Origin of the sequence: Streptomyces sp. BK239 (assembly GCF_004217285.1) — a bacterium.
Classification (GTDB): domain Bacteria; phylum Actinomycetota; class Actinomycetes; order Streptomycetales; family Streptomycetaceae; genus Streptomyces.
In genome coordinates this window covers 202,169-219,336 of the sequence record NZ_SHKS01000008.1, presented here as the reverse complement: position 1 = coordinate 219,336, position 17,168 = coordinate 202,169, and the positions used below count along the sequence as shown (strand labels likewise).

The window sequence follows — 17,168 nt, the reverse complement described above, 5'->3', positions numbered from 1 at the left end:
ACTGTGCGAAGGTTTACGGTTCGTCTGCCCGCCGCGCGCATCCCTCAGGCGGGCACCGGACCAGAAGCGACAGCGCAGTGTGCAGCAAGGCCGGGAGGGGCTACGCCACACGACGCTTTTGGGGGGACCCATGGACCCGACGAACCGGGGACCCGAGGAGTACGGCCACGACGACGCCGAAGGCTCCCGCCCGGCCGACGCCGACACCGGGCAGGGCCACGCGCCGCGCCCCCGCTCCTCCAGGGACCCCCTGGCACCCGACTTCACCCCGCACGGCCCGGCGCCCGCCCGCACCGCGCGGCTGCACACCGGCGAGCACCTCCTCACCGTCAACCCCGTCGACGGCAGTGAGATCGAGCTGTGCCCGCCCACCGAACGGCCCGAACCGCCCGCCAGGCGCACCCCCGAGGAGCGCGCCGAGGCCGACCGCGTCGCCCGTCCCCCCGCACCGGCGGGCACCCACCGCACCCCCGCCCAGCCCCTGATCGGCCGCCAGGACGAACGCGAACAGCTCGTCCGCCTGCTCGCCCGGGGCCGCACGGTCCGCCTCACCGGCCCCTCCGGCTCCGGCCGCACCAGCCTGCTGGACCTCGTCGCCGAGGACTGCGAAGACCTCGCGCCCGACGGCGTCGTCCGCCTCACCGGCTACCACCGCACCCCCTCCGACCTGCTGCACGACCTCTTCCACACCGTCCACGACGCCCCGAGGCTGCGCCCCGAGGACGACGAGCTGCTCGCCCACGTGCGCGAGATCGGCGCGGTCGTCGTCGTCGACGACCTGGAGTTCGGCGGCGCCGCCCTCGACGAACTGCTCGACGCGACGCCCGAGTGCGCCTTCCTCCTCGGCGCCACCCCCGACGTCCCCGCCCCCTCCGCCGGCTCCGCCGTCGAGGAGGTCGTCCTCGCCGGCCTCGACCGGGCCGGCGGCGTCGAGGTGATCGAGCGGGCCGTCGGCCGCGTCCTCACCGAGGAGGAGGCCAACTGGGCCGGCGACCTCTGGTTCGAGTCCGAGGGCCTGCCCCTGCGGTTCGTGCAGGCCGGCGCCCTGCTGCGCCAGCGCGACCAGCTCCGGGCCGACGTCGACGCGGTCGACGAGTTCGGCGTCTTCGAGGACGCCCGCCCCTTCACCGCGTCGCTCGACACCGGCGCCGGCGAGGCCGAGGAGATACCCCTGCCCTCGCTCGGCGAGGCCGCCGCGCCCGCCCCCCTCCTCGCCGCCCGCCTCAGCGCCTCCGCCCGCACCGCCCTGCGCTTCGCCGTCGCCCTCGGCGGCGAGGTCCCTCACCAGGCCCATCTGCCGGCCCTGGTCGGCGACACCCACGCCGACGCCGCGCTCGGCGAACTCGCCGCCTGCGGGCTCGTCTCCCCGGTCGGCCCCCGCTACCGGCTCGCCGCCGGCGTCCGCGCCCAGCTCGAGGCCGCCGGATACGCCGACGACGTCGACGGCCGCGCCCACGCCGCCGCCCAGCACTACGCCTGGTGGGCCGCACACCCCTCGGTCACCCCGGAGCGGGTGTGCGCCGAGGCCGACGCCATTCTCACCGCCCTCGCCCTGGTCGTGCCCGGCACCACCCGGCCCGCCGAGGGCGAGGACGAGGCCACCTCCGTACGGCTGGCCCGCGCCGCCGCGCCCGCGTTCGCCGCCGGGCTGCACTGGAGCGCCTGGGAGCAGGCCCTGCACGAGGGCGCCGAGGCCGCCCGTCTGGCCGCAGCCCGGGCCGACCGGTCCTACTTCCACCACGAGCTCGGCGTCCTCGCGCTCTGCGCCGGACAGCTCGACCGGGCCCGCTCCGAACTGGAGGCCTCCCTCGCCCTGCGCGGCGCCCTCGCCGACAAGCGGGGCACCGTCGCGGGCCGTCGCGCCCTCGCCCTGGTCGCCGACCGCTCGGGCGACGTGCCCGGCCTGGCCGCGCTCATGGCCGTCGAGGAGGGGGCCGAGGCCCGCCGCGAGGAGCCCGCGTCCCCGCCGCGCGGCATCCCCGCGGCCCTGGCCACCCCGACGCCCACCGCCCCGACCCTCGTGACCGGCGTGCCCTCCGCCACCCCGGCGGCCGCCCACCACGGCCGCGGCGGCTTCAGGGCCCTGGCGAGGCGCAACCTCGTCGCGGCCGGCGCCGGCGCCGTGCTCGTCGCGGTGCTCGGCACGGTGGTGACGCTCGGCGCGACCTCCAAGAACGACGCGAACACCCCCGCCGACCGGCCCGGCGTCCGCCCGTCCGTCAGCGCGGGCACCGACGACGGCACCACGGGCGAGGAGACGCCCGGCGGCGACACCGGCCCGGGGGACGTGGGTGCGGTCACCAGCAGGCCGACGGACCCCGGTCCGGACGGCACGATGGGCACCGCCGACGACCCGACGCCGACGGGAGAGGCGACGCCGGAGCCGTCGGGGGACCCGAGCGGCACGCAGGAGCCAGGCGGTGGCGGCTCGACCGGGACGCCCAGGCCGTCGTCGTCGTCCAGTTCCACGTCCAGGCCTCCGTCGACGCCGACGGAGGACCCGACGCCCTCCGACGACCCCACGACGCCGACGGAAGACCCCACAACGCCCCCCACGGACACCCCGAGCACGCAGCCCTCCACCCCGCCGTCCAACTCGAACTCGGCCAGCGGTCCCGCCTCCAGCCCGGCCGGCTCGCAGAGCAGCGCCACCGGCTCCCCCAGCGCCGTCGGCTCCCCGTTCGTGTCCCCGGACACGATCATCTGAGCCGGGCGGGCCCGCCGGGCACGCCGAAGGGCCGGGTCCCGTACAGGGCCCGGCCCTCCTCGTCGCCCGACGCTCGCGCCGGCGTTCAGAACAGGCGCAGCTTGTCGTCTTCGATGCCGCGCAGCGCGTCGTAGTCCAGCACCGTGCAGCCGATGCCGCGGTCCGTGGCCAGGACGCGGGCCTGCGGCTTGATCTCCTGGGCCGCGAAGACGCCCCGCACCGGCGCCAGATGCGGGTCGCGGTTCAGCAGTTCCAGGTAACGGGTGAGCTGCTCGACGCCGTCGATCTCCCCGCGCCGCTTGATCTCCACCGCGACGGTCTGCCCCTCGGCGTCCCGGCACAGGATGTCGACGGGGCCGATGGCGGTCATGTACTCGCGGCGGATGAGGCTGTAGCCCTCACCGAGCGTCTCGATGCGGTCGGCGAGCAGTTCCTGGAGGTGCGCTTCCACGCCGTCCTTGATCAGACCGGGGTCGACGCCCAGTTCGTGCGAGGAGTCGTGGAGGACTTCCTCCATCGTGATGATCAGTTTCTCGCCCGCTTTGTTGACGACGGTCCACACGCCTTCGTCGTCGCCCGTGCCCTCCTTCAGCGTGCAGGGCGGGGACATCCAGTTCAGGGGCTTGTAGGCCCGGTCGTCCGCGTGGATCGAGACGCTGCCGTCCGCCTTCACAAGGATGAGACGAGGGGCGGAGGGGAGGTGGGCGGTGAGCCGGCCCGCGTAGTCCACGGAGCACCGGGCGATGACGAGACGCATGGCAGGCAACGCTACTCGACGCCCCGCACGCCACGCGATTCGCCCGAGCGTCACCCCGCACCAGGCTCCCCGGGGGCCCGTTGCGCCGCACCTTTTGATCTGGAAAACGTGAGTTCGGCAGTGGCTGATTGTGTGCCCACCAGGATTTCCCTATGTGCCCGTTCTCCTGGTGCGGTCACGGGCCGTTGCCTACCGTAGGAACGGGAGGTCGCGATGCGTGTACTCAGCGTGCTCGCAGTTCTCGGTGTCCGTGCACTGCGAACTCCCTTTCCGTGTCCGGCAACCCCTGCGCGTCGGGGGTGCGAGAGGAGTACCCATGTCGCTCGACGTCTCACCGGCCCTACTCGAACAGGCCGAGCGAGGCGAGGTCGACGAAGCAGAATTCGTCGACTGCGTCCGGACCTCCCTGCCCTACGCATGGGAGATGGTCAGCTCCCTGGTGGCCCAGCTGAAGGTGGACGGCGGAGACTTCGCCGACAACCAGACGCCCCCGCCGGACGAGCAGGCACGCGGGCAGCTGCTGCGAGCGCTGGCGAGCGACGCCATTCGCGGCGCGCTGCAGCGGCACTTCGGCGTGCGGCTGGCCTTCCAGAACTGCCACCGGGTGGCGGTCTTCCCGTTGGACTCATCGGTCGACGAGAAGCTGTCCCGTTTCACCTCGGTCCGCAGTCAGGTGCTGAACCAGTCCCCGGAGTTCCGGGACTGCTGAGGCAACGTGAGCCTGTCGCTTGCCGCTCCTCGCGCACGGCGTCGCACAGGGCGCCGATCGACAGGAGCGGCAGCTTCCTCGGCGGCGGGGCCGTTCACCGGAGGTGGGGGAGGACCTCCGCGCCCAGCCGCCGCAGGTTCTCCTCGGTGGCCGCCAGATCGCCCGAGCCCTCGACGAGGAGGGCGAAGCGCGAGACGCCGGTCCGCTCGCTGGTCGCGGCGAGCCGGTCCGCGCACAGTCGCGGGGTGCCCACCGGGTGCAGCCCGCAGAGCAGTTCGGTGTACGCGACCGGGTCCCGCATGCCGCGGGCGCGGCCGTCCACCGTCACATGGGCGTCCAGGCCCTGCTTCAGCCAGCCCGGCATCGCCTTCACCAGCGTCTCCACGGCGTCGGTGCGCCGGTCGGCGATCTGGCAGACGCCCGCCGAGACATGGCCCGCGTCGCGGATCTCGTCCGCCGGCCGCCCGGCCGCGCGCGCGTGCCGCCGCCACAGGGCGACCATCTCGGCCTTCTCCTCGTCCCCGACGTGCATGCCGAGCAGCATCGGCAGTCCGCGCTCCGCGGCCAGCCGCACGCTCGCGGGGGAGGTGCAGGCGACGACCACCTCCGGCCCCGCCGCGTCCGTCAGGGCCTCCGACGGGCGTGGTACGACGGGGACTTCACGGAAGCGGAAGCGCTCGCCGTCCGCTGCGACCGACGGTTCGCGCAGCCAGCGCACCAGCAGATCGAGTGATTCCGGGAACCCCTTCTCGTACGCCTCCAAGCCCGCCCCGAACACCTCCAGGTCGACCCAGGGCCCGCCGCGGCCCACGCCGAGGGAGAAGCGGCCGCCGCTCGTCATATGCAGCAGCGCGGCCTGCTCGCCCAGGGCGACGGGGTGGGCCGTGGGCAGTACGCTGACCGCCGTGCCGACCCGCAGGCGCCGGGTGCGGCCCAGCAGGAGGGCGGCCAGGGTGATCGCCGACGGGCACGTGCCGTACGGCACGAAGTGGTGCTCGGCCAGCCATACCGAGTCCAGGCCGGCCTCCTCGGCGACCTCGGCGGAGCGGACCGCCCGGTGCAGGGCCTCCCCCTGACCCTGGCCCGGGAACTGGGCCGCCAACACGAAACTTCCAACGCGCATGGGACTTTCCTGCTTCCTCGGCTCCGACGCGGAGCTCCCCCACCCGGCATAACCGTCTGACACGTGCCGAGGACACGGCCTGTCGGAGTATTTTGCGGATTGTCTGCAGAATGAGCGGTCCCTGAGGGGGACTTGCGGGGTTCGGCACCCTTCGGATACCCCTGTCCGGGCCGCGTAGGCTGGACGGGAACCCTGCCCCCGTACAGCCCCGTGAGGTGTCCCGTGTCCCCGCGCCGCAACCGACCCAAGGGTGAGGGCTCGTCCGGCCGCAGCGCCGAGGACGACGGCGCGGGCCGGTACGGCGGCTGGGAGTCCACGGTCAGCTGGCAGGACGAGCGGTGGAGCGTGCGGCACGTGGCCGGGGCGAGCGCGCGGGGCAAGGCCTACCGGTGCCCCGGCTGCGACCAGCTGATCCCCGACGGCGTGCCGCACGTCGTCGCCTGGCCCGAGCACGCGGGAGTCGACGACCGCCGCCACTGGCACAAGGCGTGCTGGAACGCGCGGGACCGCCGCACCCCGGGGGTGCGGCGGTCCCGTAACGCGCCGAGATTCTAGGCCTGCGGGCGGTCAGACGTCCCGCTTCTCCAGCAGGGCGAAGGCGCCGGCGAAGGCGGCGGCCGTGACGCCGAGCGCGATCCACAGCGGGTCCCAGCCGGAGGGGCCGGTGTCGGTCAGCGAGGTGGAGTAGAAGACGCTGAGAAGGTTGGGGATCGAGTACTCGACCAGGGCCTCGCGCACGTCCACCAGGGACTCCGAGAACATGAACAGCGCGATCACCAGCGGCGCGAGGAAGAGGCCGATCATGATGGTGATCGCGCCGGCCGAGTGCCGGATGATCGAGCCCACGGCCAGTGACAGCAGTCCGAGCAGCGCGATGAACAGGGACACGCCGAGCGTCCCCTTGGCCCACTCGCCGCCGGAGGGCTCCCGCGCCTCGGGCATCAGCGCCACGTCGACCATCGCGACGAACACCGACGACACCAGCGTCACCACGAACGCGACCAGGAAGAACACGATGGCCTTCGCAGCGAGGACGCGCCCCCGGGACGGGCAGGCCACCATCGTGGTCCGGATCATGCCGGTGCCGTACTCGGAGGCGGTGGTCAGCACGCCGAGCGTGATGACGCACATGCTGCCGAGGAGCAACCCGAAGAAGCCGAACGACAGCGCGTTCTCGCTCTCCAGGTCGGCTCCCTCGGTGTTCGCGGCGACCAGCGCGGCGGTTCCCAGCCCGATGCCGATGACGAGCAGGACGAAGACGCCCAGCGTCCACATGGTGGATCGCACCGAGCGGATCTTGGTCCACTCCGAGGCGAGGGCGTGCCCGAGGTGCGTGCGCACCACGGGGATCGGCGAGGTGTAGCCGGGGTACGCGGCCGCGGGCGCCGCCGGCGAAGACGTGGGCTGCGGGGTGCTCATCGGACGTCCTCGGTCGTGGTCGAAACGGTGCCCTGCCCCTGCGGGGCCGCGGGAGCCGGGGCGGAGGGAGCGGCGTCGGCCGGGGCCTGGTCCGCGGGAGCCGCCGGGACCTTGCCCAGGGCGACGGTGGCCGGACTCGTGGCCGGCGCGGGCCCCTGCGGCGCGGAGGCGGCCGCGGGCGGCGCGGCCGGGGCGGCCGAGGCCGGAGCCGGCTGGGCCGGGTGGCCCTGTGCCGGGCCGGGCGACGGCTGGGCGTACGGGTTGGCGCCGCCGGCCGGCGCCTGCCCGCCGTACGGGGCCTGGGCGGGCTGCGGCGGGGCGTAGCCCTGCTGCGGGGGCGGTGGGGCGTACCAGCCGGGCTGGCCCTGGCCGGGGACCGGCATGGGAGGCTGGGCGCCGGGCGGCAACGGCTGCTGGAGGCCCGCCTTCTGGTCGATGGTCGACCGGTAGTCCACGGCCCCCTGCGTCATCCGCATGTACGCCTCCTCCAGCGAGGCCTGGTGCGGCGACAGCTCCCACAGCCGTACGTCGGCCTCGTGGGCGATGTCGCTGATGCGGGGGAGCGGCAGACCGGTGACGCGCAGCGCGCCGTCCTGCTCGGGCAGCACATGTCCGCCCGACTCGGTGAGCGCGGCGGCGAGCTTCTCGCGCAGCTGGGGCTCCGAATGCGGGGTGCGCACGCGCGCGAAGCCGGCGGAGTTGGCCGCGATGAAGTCGCTCACGCTCATGTCGGAGAGCAGCTGTCCGCGTCCGATGACGATCAGATGGTCGGCGGTGAGCGCCATCTCGCTCATCAGGTGGGAGGAGACGAACACCGTCCGCCCCTCCGCCGCCAGCGACTTCATCAGGTTGCGCACCCAGAGGATGCCCTCGGGGTCGAGCCCGTTGACCGGCTCGTCGAACAGCAGCACCTGTGGGTCGCCGAGCAGCGCGGCGGCGATGCCGAGGCGCTGCCCCATGCCCAGCGAGAACCCCTTGGACCGTTTCTTCGCCACGTCCTGGAGGCCGACGACGCCCAGCACCTCGTCCACGCGCCGGGCGGGGATGCCCGAGAGCTGGGCGAGGCTCAGCAGGTGGTTGCGGGCGTGGCGGCCGCCGTGTACGGCCTTGGCGTCCAGCAGCGCGCCGACATGGCGGGCGGCGTTCGGCAGCTTCCGGTACGGGAAGCCGCCGATCGTCACCGTCCCCGAGGTCGGGTTGTCCAGACCGAGGATCATCCGCATGGTGGTGGACTTCCCCGAGCCGTTCGGCCCGAGGAAGCCCGTGACGGCGCCCGGTCGCACCTGGAAGGAAAGGTTGTACACAGCGGTCTTGTCGCCGTAGCGCTTGGTCAGGCCGACTGCTTCGATCATGCTCCGCACCCATCGACAGGTTCAGGACAGCGGGGCGCACGCCCCCCGTAAGGGTTAGGAGGATATCGAGGCGCTGACGGTTCCGCTCAAATCAAAGTAAAGCCCAAAGGTTCACGCGTCCCGTCGCTTGAGGGTGACGTACCCGCCCAGAAGCGCCGCCGCCACCCAGATGGCCATGATCGCCAGGCCGCCCCAGGGCCCGTAGGGAGCGTCGTCCCCGGTCGAGGGGACCACCTGCATGATCTTGCTGCCGGCCTGGTCGGGCAGGTACCGGCCGATCTTCTTCGTCGCGTCGACGTTCCCCAGGATGTTGGAGATGAGGAAGAAGAACGGCATCAGGATGCCCAGCGACAGCATCGGCGAGCGCAGGATGGCGGCCACGCCCATGGAGAAGACCGCGATGAGCGTCATGTAGAGGCCGCCGCCGATCACCGCCCGCAGCACCCCGGTGTCGCCGATCGACGCCTTGTGCTCGCCGAGCATCGCCTGCCCGAGGAAGAACGCGACGAAGCTGGTGACGAGCCCGACGACCAGCGCGAGGCCCGCCGCGACGGAGATCTTGCCGAACAGGAAGGCCCCGCGCTGCGGCACCGCCGCCAGCGAGACGCGGATCATGCCGGTGCTGTACTCGTTGGACACCACCAGCACCCCGAACACGATCATCGCCAGCTGACCGAGGCTCATCCCGGCGAAGCTGATGAACGTCGGGTCGAAGGTGCTGCGGTCGCCGGCGTTCATCTCGTCGAACTGGCTCGCGGACAGAGCCGAGATGAGCATGCCGAGGGCGATCGTCACCACCGCGGCGAGGGAGAGCGTCCACAGCGTGGACGCGACGGAGCGGATCTTCGTCCACTCGGACCGGATGACCTGGGTCGCCGCCATGTCAGCCCTTCCTCCATCCGTCGCCCCACTGCTGCCCCGGTTGCTGCGGCGGCTGTGCGGGCGGCGCGTCGGTGTGCGCGTGGTACTCCACCGACTGAGCGGTCAGTTGCATGAACGCCTCCTCCAGCGAGGCCCGCTGGGGACTCAGCTCGTGCAGCACGAGCTGGTGGCGCGCGGCCAGTTCACCGATGGCCTCGGACTTGTCCCCGTCCACCTCCAGGCACCCGTTGCCGGCCTCGACGACGGTGACCCCGGCCTCGTGCAGCACGTCGAGCATCCGCTCCCGCTGCGGGGTGCGGATCCGCACGTACGAGCGCGAGTTGCGCGCGATGAAGTCCGCCATCGAGGTGTCGGCGAGCAGCCGGCCCTGGCCGATGACGACGAGGTGATCCGCGGTCAGCGCCATCTCGCTCATCAGGTGGGACGACACGAACACCGTCCGGCCCTGCGCCGCCAGCGACTTCATCAGGTTGCGGATCCAGTGGATGCCCTCGGGGTCGAGCCCGTTGACCGGCTCGTCGAACATCAGGATGCGGGGGTCGCCCAGGAGCGCGCCCGCGATCCCTAGCCGCTGCCCCATGCCCAGCGAGAACCCCTTCGCCTTCTTCCTCGCCACGGAGGTGAGGCCCACGGTGTCGAGCACCTCGTGCACCCGCGATCCGGGGATGCCGTTGCTCTGGGCCAGGCACAGCAGGTGGTTGAAGGCGCTGCGCCCGCCGTGCACGCCCTTGGCGTCGAGCAGGGCGCCGATGTACTTCAGCGGATCCTTCAGCCGGTCGTAGTGCTGCCCGTCGATGCGGACGTCCCCCGAGGTCGGCCGGTCGAGCCCGAGCATCATCCGCATGGTGGTGGACTTCCCCGCGCCGTTGGGACCGAGGAAACCCGTGACGATGCCCGGTCTGACGGTGAACGTGAGGTTGTCGACCGCGACCTTGTCGCCGTACCGCTTGGTCAGCCCTTCCAGCTCGATCATGCGGGCCACGCTATGACCGACGCACGGCCTGTGCCAACCCGGCGGGCGAACGGCGGCCGACGCCCACGGCAACAACACATGAGCGGGGGCGGTGGGGTTTCGCCCCCACCGCCCCTCGACCCGCCGGCGACTACCGGGACTGCTGGGCCGGAACGCCCCGGGAGACCGGCTCGTCCTCGGTCGGGGAACCGGCCGCGGCCACCGCGGCGCCGGTCAGCGTGGCCAGCATCTCGCGGACGTTGGTCAGCTGGGCGTTGATCGAGTCGCGGCGGTTGGTGAGAGCCGCGAGCTCGCGCTCCGATTCCGAACGGATGCGGTCGGCCTTGGCGTTGGCGTCGGCCACGATGTCCTCGGCCTGGCGCTGCGCCGTCTCGACGGTCTGGCGGGCACGGCGCTCGGCGTCCGTGCGCAGCTTCTCCGCCTCCAGCCGCAGCTGCTCCGCGCGGTGCTCGATCTCCGCGAGGCGCTTCTCGGCCTTCTGCTGACGGGACGCCAGGTCGCGCTCGGACTGCTCGCGGCGCTTGGCGAGGTTGGTCTCGAAGTCGGCGGCGGCCTGCGCGGCCTTCGCACGGGTCTCCTCGAAGAGCGCGTCGGCCTCCTCGCGCTTGGACTGCGCGTCCTTCTGCGCGTCCTGGCGCAGCTGAGCGGCGTCGCTCTTGGCCTTCTCGACGATCCGGACGCCCTCGTCCTCGGCCTTGGCCTTGCGGTCCGAGGCGAACGCCTCCGCGTCGTTGCGCACCTGCTGGGCCGCCGACTCGGCGAGCTCACGGTGCTGCTCGGACGCGCGACGGGCTTCCTCGCGCAGATCCTTGGCCTCCTCCTCGGCGAGACGGAGGATCTTCTCGACACGCGCGCCGAGACCGGCGTACGACGGCTCGGCGTCGCTTACCTGGGCCTGGGCGTGCTGCGTCTCGAGGTGGAGCTCCTCGATGCGCTTTTCCAGAGCGGTGATGCGGGTGAGAGCGCTGTCACGGTCGGAGACGAGCTTGGAGATCCGTTCGTCCACCTGAGCGCGGTCGTATCCACGCCGCACAAGCTCGAAGCCGTAGGGGGAAGTGTCGCTCATGGGGTTCCTGTCGAATGAGACCGGTGAGGTGATAGGTGGAATCCTAGGGGCCGAAGCGCTGTGTCATCGAGCGGATACGTGTTTGATCTGGAGATTGACACCCCTTTTGGGTGGCTCCCCGCCGGACAGCTTGCCAAAAAGTTGGTCAAAGGCCCCAGATCTCAACGCAATTCTCATGCAGCGCCACGGCCTGTCGACTGGCCCCGACCCCCCTGCACCGCTAGTGCCGCGGCACTGGCCCTCAGCCCTCCGACGGCTTGCCGCCCGACCGGGGCGCGCCGATCGTCGCGCCCGCCCGGACCCCGCCGTCCTTGGAGGACGGCGCCTCGAACGACTCCAGCGCCTCCAGCACGTCCTGCACCCTGGAGATCTCGGCGTTGATGTCCTCCCGGCGCCGGACCAGCACCTCCAGTTCGCGCTTTCCCTCCTCGACGGTGCGCCGCGCCTCGCGGATCGCCTCCGCCTTCAGCTCCTCGGCCTCCCGGACCAGCGTGGCCTTCTTCTGCTCGGCCTCCTTGAGCAGCCCCTCCGCCTTCTTCACCGCGGCGATACGGACCTTGCCCGCCTCCGAGTTGGCCTCCGACACCAGTTCCTTGGCCTTCGCCTGCGCCTTGGCGAGCTGCTCCTCGGCCGCCTTGATCAGCGCGTCGCAGCGGTCGCCGGTCGACTTCATCGTCTCCGCGGCCTCCCGGCGGGCCCGCTCGTGCAACTGCTCGATCTCGGTGGTGATCCGGTCGCGCAGCTCCTCCGCCCGCTCCCTTATGGCGGTCGCGTCCCGACGGGCCCCGACGAGCAGTTCGTCCGCGTCCGTACGGGCCTTCTCCACCCGCGCGTTGCCCTCGCGGGTCGCCTCCGCGACGAGCCGGTCGGCCTCCTTGCGGGCCGCGCCGACCATCGTGTCGGCCTGCGCCTCCGCCTCCGCGGTGGTCTTCAGCGCCTGCTGCTGCGCCTCGGTGAGCAGCTTGTCCGCCTCGGCGGTGGTCTCCGTGATGAGCGTGTCGACCTGCTCGGCCGCTTCCGAACGCCGCTTGTTGGCGTCCTTGCGGGCCTCGTCCAGCGTGTGGTCGGCCTCCTCGCGGGCGACGCTCATCAGCCGGTCGGCCTCCGCCGCGGCCTCCGCCTTGACGCGCTCGGCCTCCACCCGGATCCGCTCGGCCTGCTGCCGCGCGGAACCCACCGTCTCGGCGGCCTCGGCGCGCAGCCGCTCCGCGTCGTCGGTGGCGTCCCCGATCAGCTTCTCCGCCTTGGCGACCGACTCGGCCCGCACGCGCTCGGCCTCCGCGGCCGTCTCGGCCTGGAGCCGCTCCGCCTCCGCGAGGGTCTCCGTCTGCAGCCGCTCCGCCTCGGAACGCGCCTCGGTGATGAGCGTGTCGGCCTGCGTCGCCGCGTCCGAACGGATGCGGTTGGCGTCGTCGCGGGCGTCCGCCCGGGTGCGCGACGCGTCCTGGTCGGCCTGGGCGATCGCGTCCGAGGCCTCGGTGCGCACCCGCTGGGCGTGCGCGGACGCCTCCGAACGCAGCCGCTCGGACTCCGCGATCGCCTCGCCGACGGTCCGCTCGGCCAGCGCCTGGGCGGCCTCCGCCTCCTCGCGCGCCTCGCGCCGCAGCCGGGCCGCGTCCTCGGCGGCCCGCTCCCGCTCGGAGTAGGCGTCGGCGCGGAGCCGGTCCGCCTCCTCCTCCGCCTCCCGGCGGGTACGGTCCGCCACGTGCTCCGCGGCGCTGCGCAGCCCGGTGATCTCCTCCTGGGCCTGCTCGTGCAGCCCCGCCACGGAGTCCCGCACCTGCTGCGCGTGCTGCTCGGCCGCCGACACCATCTCGGAGGCGCGCCGGTCGGCCTCCTCGACCAGCCGGACCGCCTCCGCCTGCGCGTCCTCCACCCGGCGGCGCGCCGACGCCAGCAGCTCCTCGCTCTGCTCGCGGGCCCGCTCACGCTCCTGGTCGGCCTCCTGACGGGCCCCGCCGAGGTACTCCTCGGCCTCCCGCAGACGCCGGGCGGCCTCCTCCTGGGCGGCGGCCAGCGTCTCCGACGCCTCCGTCTCCAGCCGCTCCGCCGCGGCCTGCGCCTCCGCGCGCACCCGGTCGGCGGTTTCCTGCGCCTCCGTCTTCAGCCGCTCCGCCTCCGCGGCGGCCTCCGACCGCAGCCGTACGGCGACGGCCTCGCCCTCGGCCCGCGACGCGGACGCGTCGGACGCGGCCTCGGTGCGCAGCCGCTCGGCCTCCGTCTCCGCCTGCTGTTGCAGCGTACGGATCCGCTCGGCGGCCTCGCCGCGCAGCCGGTCGATCTCCTCGCCGGCCTCCCGGCGGATCCGTGAGGCCTCCTCGCGCGCGTCGGTGAGCGCCTGCTCGGCGGAGGCGAGCCGCTGCTCGGCCTCGGAGTGCAGCCGGGCCAGCTCCTCGGCGGCGTCCGCCTGCCGGGCCTCGACCGCCCGCTCGGCCTCCTCGCGCAGCTCGCGCGCGGCCTCCTCGGCGTTGGAGGTGATCGTCTCCGCGAGGTCGACCGCCTCGTCGCGCTGCCGCTCGGCCTCCTTGCGGGTGCGCTCCAGGGTGTCCTCGGCCTGCCGGCGCAGCGTGGTCGCCCGCTCGATGGCCTCCGTGCGGACCTTCTCGCTGTCCGTGGTGGCCTTCTGGCGCAGCTCGTCCGCGTCGGCCTTCGCCTTGGACAGCAGCTCCTCGGCGGTCCTGGCCGCCTCCTCGATCTGCTGGACGGCCTCCCGGCGGGCCTCCGCGCGGATCTTCTCGCCCTCGGCGACCGCGTCGGCGCGCAGCTGCTCGGCCTCGCCGCGCAGCCGGCGCGCCTCCTCCTGCAGCTCGACCGTCTTGGCGCGGTACTCCTTGGTGTCGTCCTTCGCGGAGCCCTTCAGCTCCTCGGCGATGTCGTGCGCCTCGGCGCGCAGCCGGTCCGCCTCGGTCTCCGCCTCCCGGCGGATGCGCTCGGCCTCCTCGGCGGCGGCCTTCGTGGTCCGCCGCGCGTCCTCCTGGGCCTTGTTCAGGACGTCCTCGGCGGTCTTGGCCGCCTTCGACAGCTGGGTCGCGCTCTCCTCGGCGGTGACCGCGCGGGCCTTCTCCGCGGCGTCGCCGAGGATCTTCTCCGCCTCGGCGCGGGCGTCGGCGACGATCTGCTCGGCGTCGGCCTTGGTGGTCTCGGCCTCCTTGGTGGCCTCGCTGACCAGCCGGGCGACCTGCTCCTTCGCCGTACGGGTGCGCTGCTCGTTGGTGGACTCGGCGCTGCTGAGCGCCTTCTCCGCGGCGGCCTTGGCCTCGGTGACGAGCTTCTCCGCCTCCGCGCGCGCCTCCCGCAGCGCGGTCTCCGCCTCGGCCATGCGCTGCTCGGCGGCACGGCTCAGCTCACCCGCCTGGCGGCGGGCCGCGTCGGACTCGGTCGCCGTGGAGCTGCGCAGCGCCTCGGCGTGGTCGCTGGCCTCCTGGGCCTGCGTGGACGCCGCGTTCAGCAGCCGTTCGGCGTCCGCGCGGGCGCGCAGCAGCAGCTGCTCGGCCTCCGCCCGGGCCGACTCGGCCTCGCTCTGGAGCCGCTGGCGGGCCTGCTCGGCGACCCGTTCGGCCTCGGCGCGCGCGGCCGTCAGGGCCTGCTCGGCCTCGGCGCGGGACTCCTCCAGCAGCCGGCGGGCCTGCGCCTCGGTGCGGGCCCGCAGCTGCTCGGCCCAGGCCACGTTGTCGTTGACGTGCGACTCGACGGTCTGCCGGCGCTCGGCGAGTTCCTGGTCGAGCTGCTGACGCCGGGCCACGGCCTCCGCGTGCAGCTCCGCCTGGAGCCGGGCCGCCTGCTCGGCGTGCTCCTGGAGGATGCGCTGGGTCTGCGCCCTCGCCTGGCTCAGCTCCCGCTCGGCGTCGGAACGGATCTGGTCCGCCTGCATCTGCGCGTTGCGCAGCAACTGCTCGGCCTGGTAGCCGATGTCGCCGCCGTCGAACGCGGGCCGGGACATGATGGTGCGCCGCGCCTCGTGCAACTTGGCGCGCAGCACCTCGACCTGGTAGCCGAGGTCCTCGGCATGCTGGATCGCCTTTTCCCGCTCGGTCTTCAGCCGTTTCATCTCGGCTTCGAACCGAGTGAGGTGGTCGACGTCAGCCGCCGGTTCCCGCTCCTGGCTCTCGTAGCCCCGCACTGCGCGGTCCCATCCGTCCCCTGGTCGCAAGCTTTTCCACGAGCTCCGTCCATCCGCCGGACGGGGCCCCCGGGGAATGGTGTCAGATCAACGGCGGAGCACGGGCTGCCGCCCCGACGCTCGTCCCCCGAAACCCGGACCCCGGCTGGTCCTGCCGCCGAGGCGGCAGGACGTAGGTCGCCCGTCAAGAGCGGCGACCGACCCCAACCCTACCGGCCCCTCTGTACGAGGGTCAGTGCTCAGGGGACTCAACTGGGGCCGATGTGACCAGTTCTGTCAGTACTCCGTGGCAATCCTTGGGGTGCAGGAAGGTGATTCGTGACCCCATGGAGCCACGTCGCGGCTCTTCGTACAGAACGCGTACGCCCTTGTCGCGGATGTCCGCCGCGTCGGCGTCCACATCCGCCGTACCGAAAGCGATGTGGTGGACGCCCTCGCCGTTCTTGGCCAGCCACTTCGCGACCGTGGAGTCCTCCCGGGTCGGTTCCAGGAGCTGGAGGTAGGTGGCGCCGCCGTCGGACGTCTCGTTGATCTTGAGCATGGCCTCGCGCACGCCCTGCTCCTCGTTGACCTCGGAGTGGAACACTTCGAAGCCGTACGTGGAACGGTAGAACTCGACGGTGGCGTCGAGGTCGTGGCAGGCGATCCCGATGTGGTCGATTCGCGTCAGCATGTAGTCAGTGGAGCGTCCCGGAGGTGGTTGCGCAACGTGCGGGCGATCACACCGACAGCGAGGTGACGGGGCGCACTACCGCTCAGTACATTCGAAGTAAACCCTCGTTCACTCCTCGGCCCGTGCAGGCCGGTAAGGGGATCGCAGCTCATGACTGGATCGACAGGTTCCAACGGCACGACCTCGGTGATCGTCGCGGGCGCGCGTACGCCCATGGGGCGGCTGCTGGGCTCGCTGAAGTCCTTCTCCGGAGCCGACCTCGGCGGCTTCGCCATCAAGGCCGCCCTCGACCGCGCCGGCATCGAAGGCGACCAGGTGCAGTACGTGATCATGGGCCAGGTGCTCCAGGCGGGCGCGGGCCAGATCCCGGCCCGCCAGGCCGCCGTGAAGGCCGGCATCCCGATGAACGTCCCGGCGCTCACCGTCAACAAGGTGTGTCTGTCGGGGCTCGACGCCATCGCGCTCGCCGACCAGTTGATCCGTGCGGGTGAGTTCGACGTGATCGTCGCGGGCGGCCAGGAGTCCATGACCAACGCCCCGCATCTGCTGCCGAAGTCCCGCGAGGGCTTCAAGTACGGCGCGATCGAGATGCTCGACGCGATGGCCTACGACGGGCTGACCGACGCCTTCGAGGGCATCGCCATGGGCGAGTCCACCGAGAAGCACAACACCCGCCTCGGCATCGAGCGCCCCGCGCAGGACGAGTTCGCCGCCCTCTCCCACCAGCGCGCCGCGGCCGCCCAGAAGAACGGGCTGTTCGACGCCGAGATCACCCCGGTGTCGATCCCGCAGCGCAAGGGCGAGCCGGTCCTCTTCAGCCACGACGAGGGCATCCGCCCCGAGACCACCGCGGAGTCCCTCGGCAAGCTGCGCCCGGCCTTCGCCAAGGACGGCACGATCACCGCCGGCTCCGCCTCGCAGATCTCCGACGGCGCCGCCGCCGTGGTCGTGATGAGCAAGGCCAAGGCGCAGGAACTGGGCCTGGAGTGGATCGCCGAGATCGGCGCCCACGGCAACGTGGCCGGCCCGGACAACTCCCTGCAGTCCCAGCCGTCCAACGCCATCCTGCACGCTCTGAAGAAGGACGGCCTGGAGGTCGCCGACCTCGACCTCATCGAGATCAACGAGGCCTTCGCCGCCGTCGCCGTCCAGTCAATGGACGACCTCGGCGTTTCCACGGAAAAGGTGAACGTCAACGGCGGCGCCATCGCCCTCGGACACCCGATCGGCATGTCCGGCGCCCGGCTCGTGCTGCACCTCGCCCTGGAGCTGAAGCGACGCGGCGGCGGCGTCGGCGCGGCCGCGCTGTGCGGCGGCGGCGGCCAGGGCGACGCACTGATCGTGCGGGTGCCCAAGGCCTGAGTTCTCTCCCGTAGGAACACGTGAA

The 17,168-nt window shown here is 72.7% G+C and carries 13 protein-coding genes; 4 read left to right on the top strand and 9 right to left on the bottom strand.

The annotated features are described in order from the left end of the window. The first annotated feature begins 130 nt into the window (after window positions 1-130). The gene (locus EV567_RS23870) at window positions 131-2,707 is read left to right on the top strand and encodes an ATP-binding protein (protein ID WP_130443448.1); all 2,577 of its coding nucleotides are present in this window, start codon (window positions 131-133) and stop codon (window positions 2,705-2,707) included. An 85-nt stretch (window positions 2,708-2,792) separates the two neighbouring features. Here EV567_RS23870 and nucS read toward each other — a convergent pair whose 3' ends face one another. After that, window positions 2,793-3,464, bottom strand: coding sequence for an endonuclease NucS (gene nucS / locus EV567_RS23865; protein WP_130443446.1), 672 nt, complete (start codon window positions 3,462-3,464; stop codon window positions 2,793-2,795). A gap of 316 nt (window positions 3,465-3,780) precedes the next feature. Between nucS and EV567_RS23860 the strand changes: the two genes are divergently transcribed. After that, window positions 3,781-4,173: an SCO5389 family protein gene (locus EV567_RS23860; RefSeq protein ID WP_130443444.1), complete on the top strand. Its 393-nt coding sequence runs from the start codon at window positions 3,781-3,783 to the stop codon at window positions 4,171-4,173. A gap of 94 nt (window positions 4,174-4,267) precedes the next feature. Here the strand turns inward: EV567_RS23860 and EV567_RS23855 are convergent, their stop codons facing one another. After that, entirely contained in the window at window positions 4,268-5,296 is a 1,029-nt protein-coding gene (locus EV567_RS23855) for an LLM class flavin-dependent oxidoreductase (RefSeq protein ID WP_130443442.1), read from the bottom strand. A gap of 222 nt (window positions 5,297-5,518) precedes the next feature. Between EV567_RS23855 and EV567_RS23850 the strand changes: the two genes are divergently transcribed. Continuing rightward, window positions 5,519-5,851, top strand: coding sequence for an ATP/GTP-binding protein (locus EV567_RS23850; RefSeq protein ID WP_130443440.1), 333 nt, complete (start codon window positions 5,519-5,521; stop codon window positions 5,849-5,851). A gap of 12 nt (window positions 5,852-5,863) precedes the next feature. Here the strand turns inward: EV567_RS23850 and EV567_RS23845 are convergent, their stop codons facing one another. From EV567_RS23845 to mce, 7 genes are all read right to left on the bottom strand, one after another. Beyond that, window positions 5,864-6,715: an ABC transporter permease gene (locus EV567_RS23845; protein ID WP_130443438.1), complete on the bottom strand. Its 852-nt coding sequence runs from the start codon at window positions 6,713-6,715 to the stop codon at window positions 5,864-5,866. Continuing rightward, window positions 6,712-8,067, bottom strand: coding sequence for an ABC transporter ATP-binding protein (locus EV567_RS23840; RefSeq protein WP_130443436.1), 1,356 nt, complete (start codon window positions 8,065-8,067; stop codon window positions 6,712-6,714). The genes EV567_RS23845 and EV567_RS23840 overlap by 4 nt, the downstream gene beginning before the upstream one ends. A gap of 111 nt (window positions 8,068-8,178) precedes the next feature. Beyond that, window positions 8,179-8,949, bottom strand: coding sequence for an ABC transporter permease (locus tag EV567_RS23835; RefSeq protein ID WP_130443434.1), 771 nt, complete (start codon window positions 8,947-8,949; stop codon window positions 8,179-8,181). Window position 8,950: 1 nt separating this feature from the next. After that, complete coding sequence (locus tag EV567_RS23830) at window positions 8,951-9,922, bottom strand: ABC transporter ATP-binding protein (RefSeq protein WP_130443432.1); 972 nt, start codon at window positions 9,920-9,922, stop codon at window positions 8,951-8,953. A gap of 130 nt (window positions 9,923-10,052) precedes the next feature. After that, complete coding sequence (locus tag EV567_RS23825; RefSeq protein WP_130443430.1) at window positions 10,053-10,988, bottom strand: cellulose-binding protein; 936 nt, start codon at window positions 10,986-10,988, stop codon at window positions 10,053-10,055. A 241-nt stretch (window positions 10,989-11,229) separates the two neighbouring features. Further along, complete coding sequence (scy, locus tag EV567_RS23820; RefSeq protein WP_130443428.1) at window positions 11,230-15,108, bottom strand: polarized growth protein Scy; 3,879 nt, start codon at window positions 15,106-15,108, stop codon at window positions 11,230-11,232. A 232-nt stretch (window positions 15,109-15,340) separates the two neighbouring features. Next, window positions 15,341-15,781, bottom strand: coding sequence for a methylmalonyl-CoA epimerase (gene mce / locus EV567_RS23815; protein WP_130443426.1), 441 nt, complete (start codon window positions 15,779-15,781; stop codon window positions 15,341-15,343). Window positions 15,782-15,931: 150 nt separating this feature from the next. Here mce and EV567_RS23810 point away from each other — a divergent pair, with 150 nt between their 5' ends. Then, on the top strand, window positions 15,932-17,143 hold the full coding sequence (locus tag EV567_RS23810; RefSeq protein ID WP_130443424.1) for an acetyl-CoA C-acetyltransferase: 1,212 nt from the start codon (window positions 15,932-15,934) through the stop codon (window positions 17,141-17,143). Window positions 17,144-17,168: the final 25 nt, after the last annotated feature.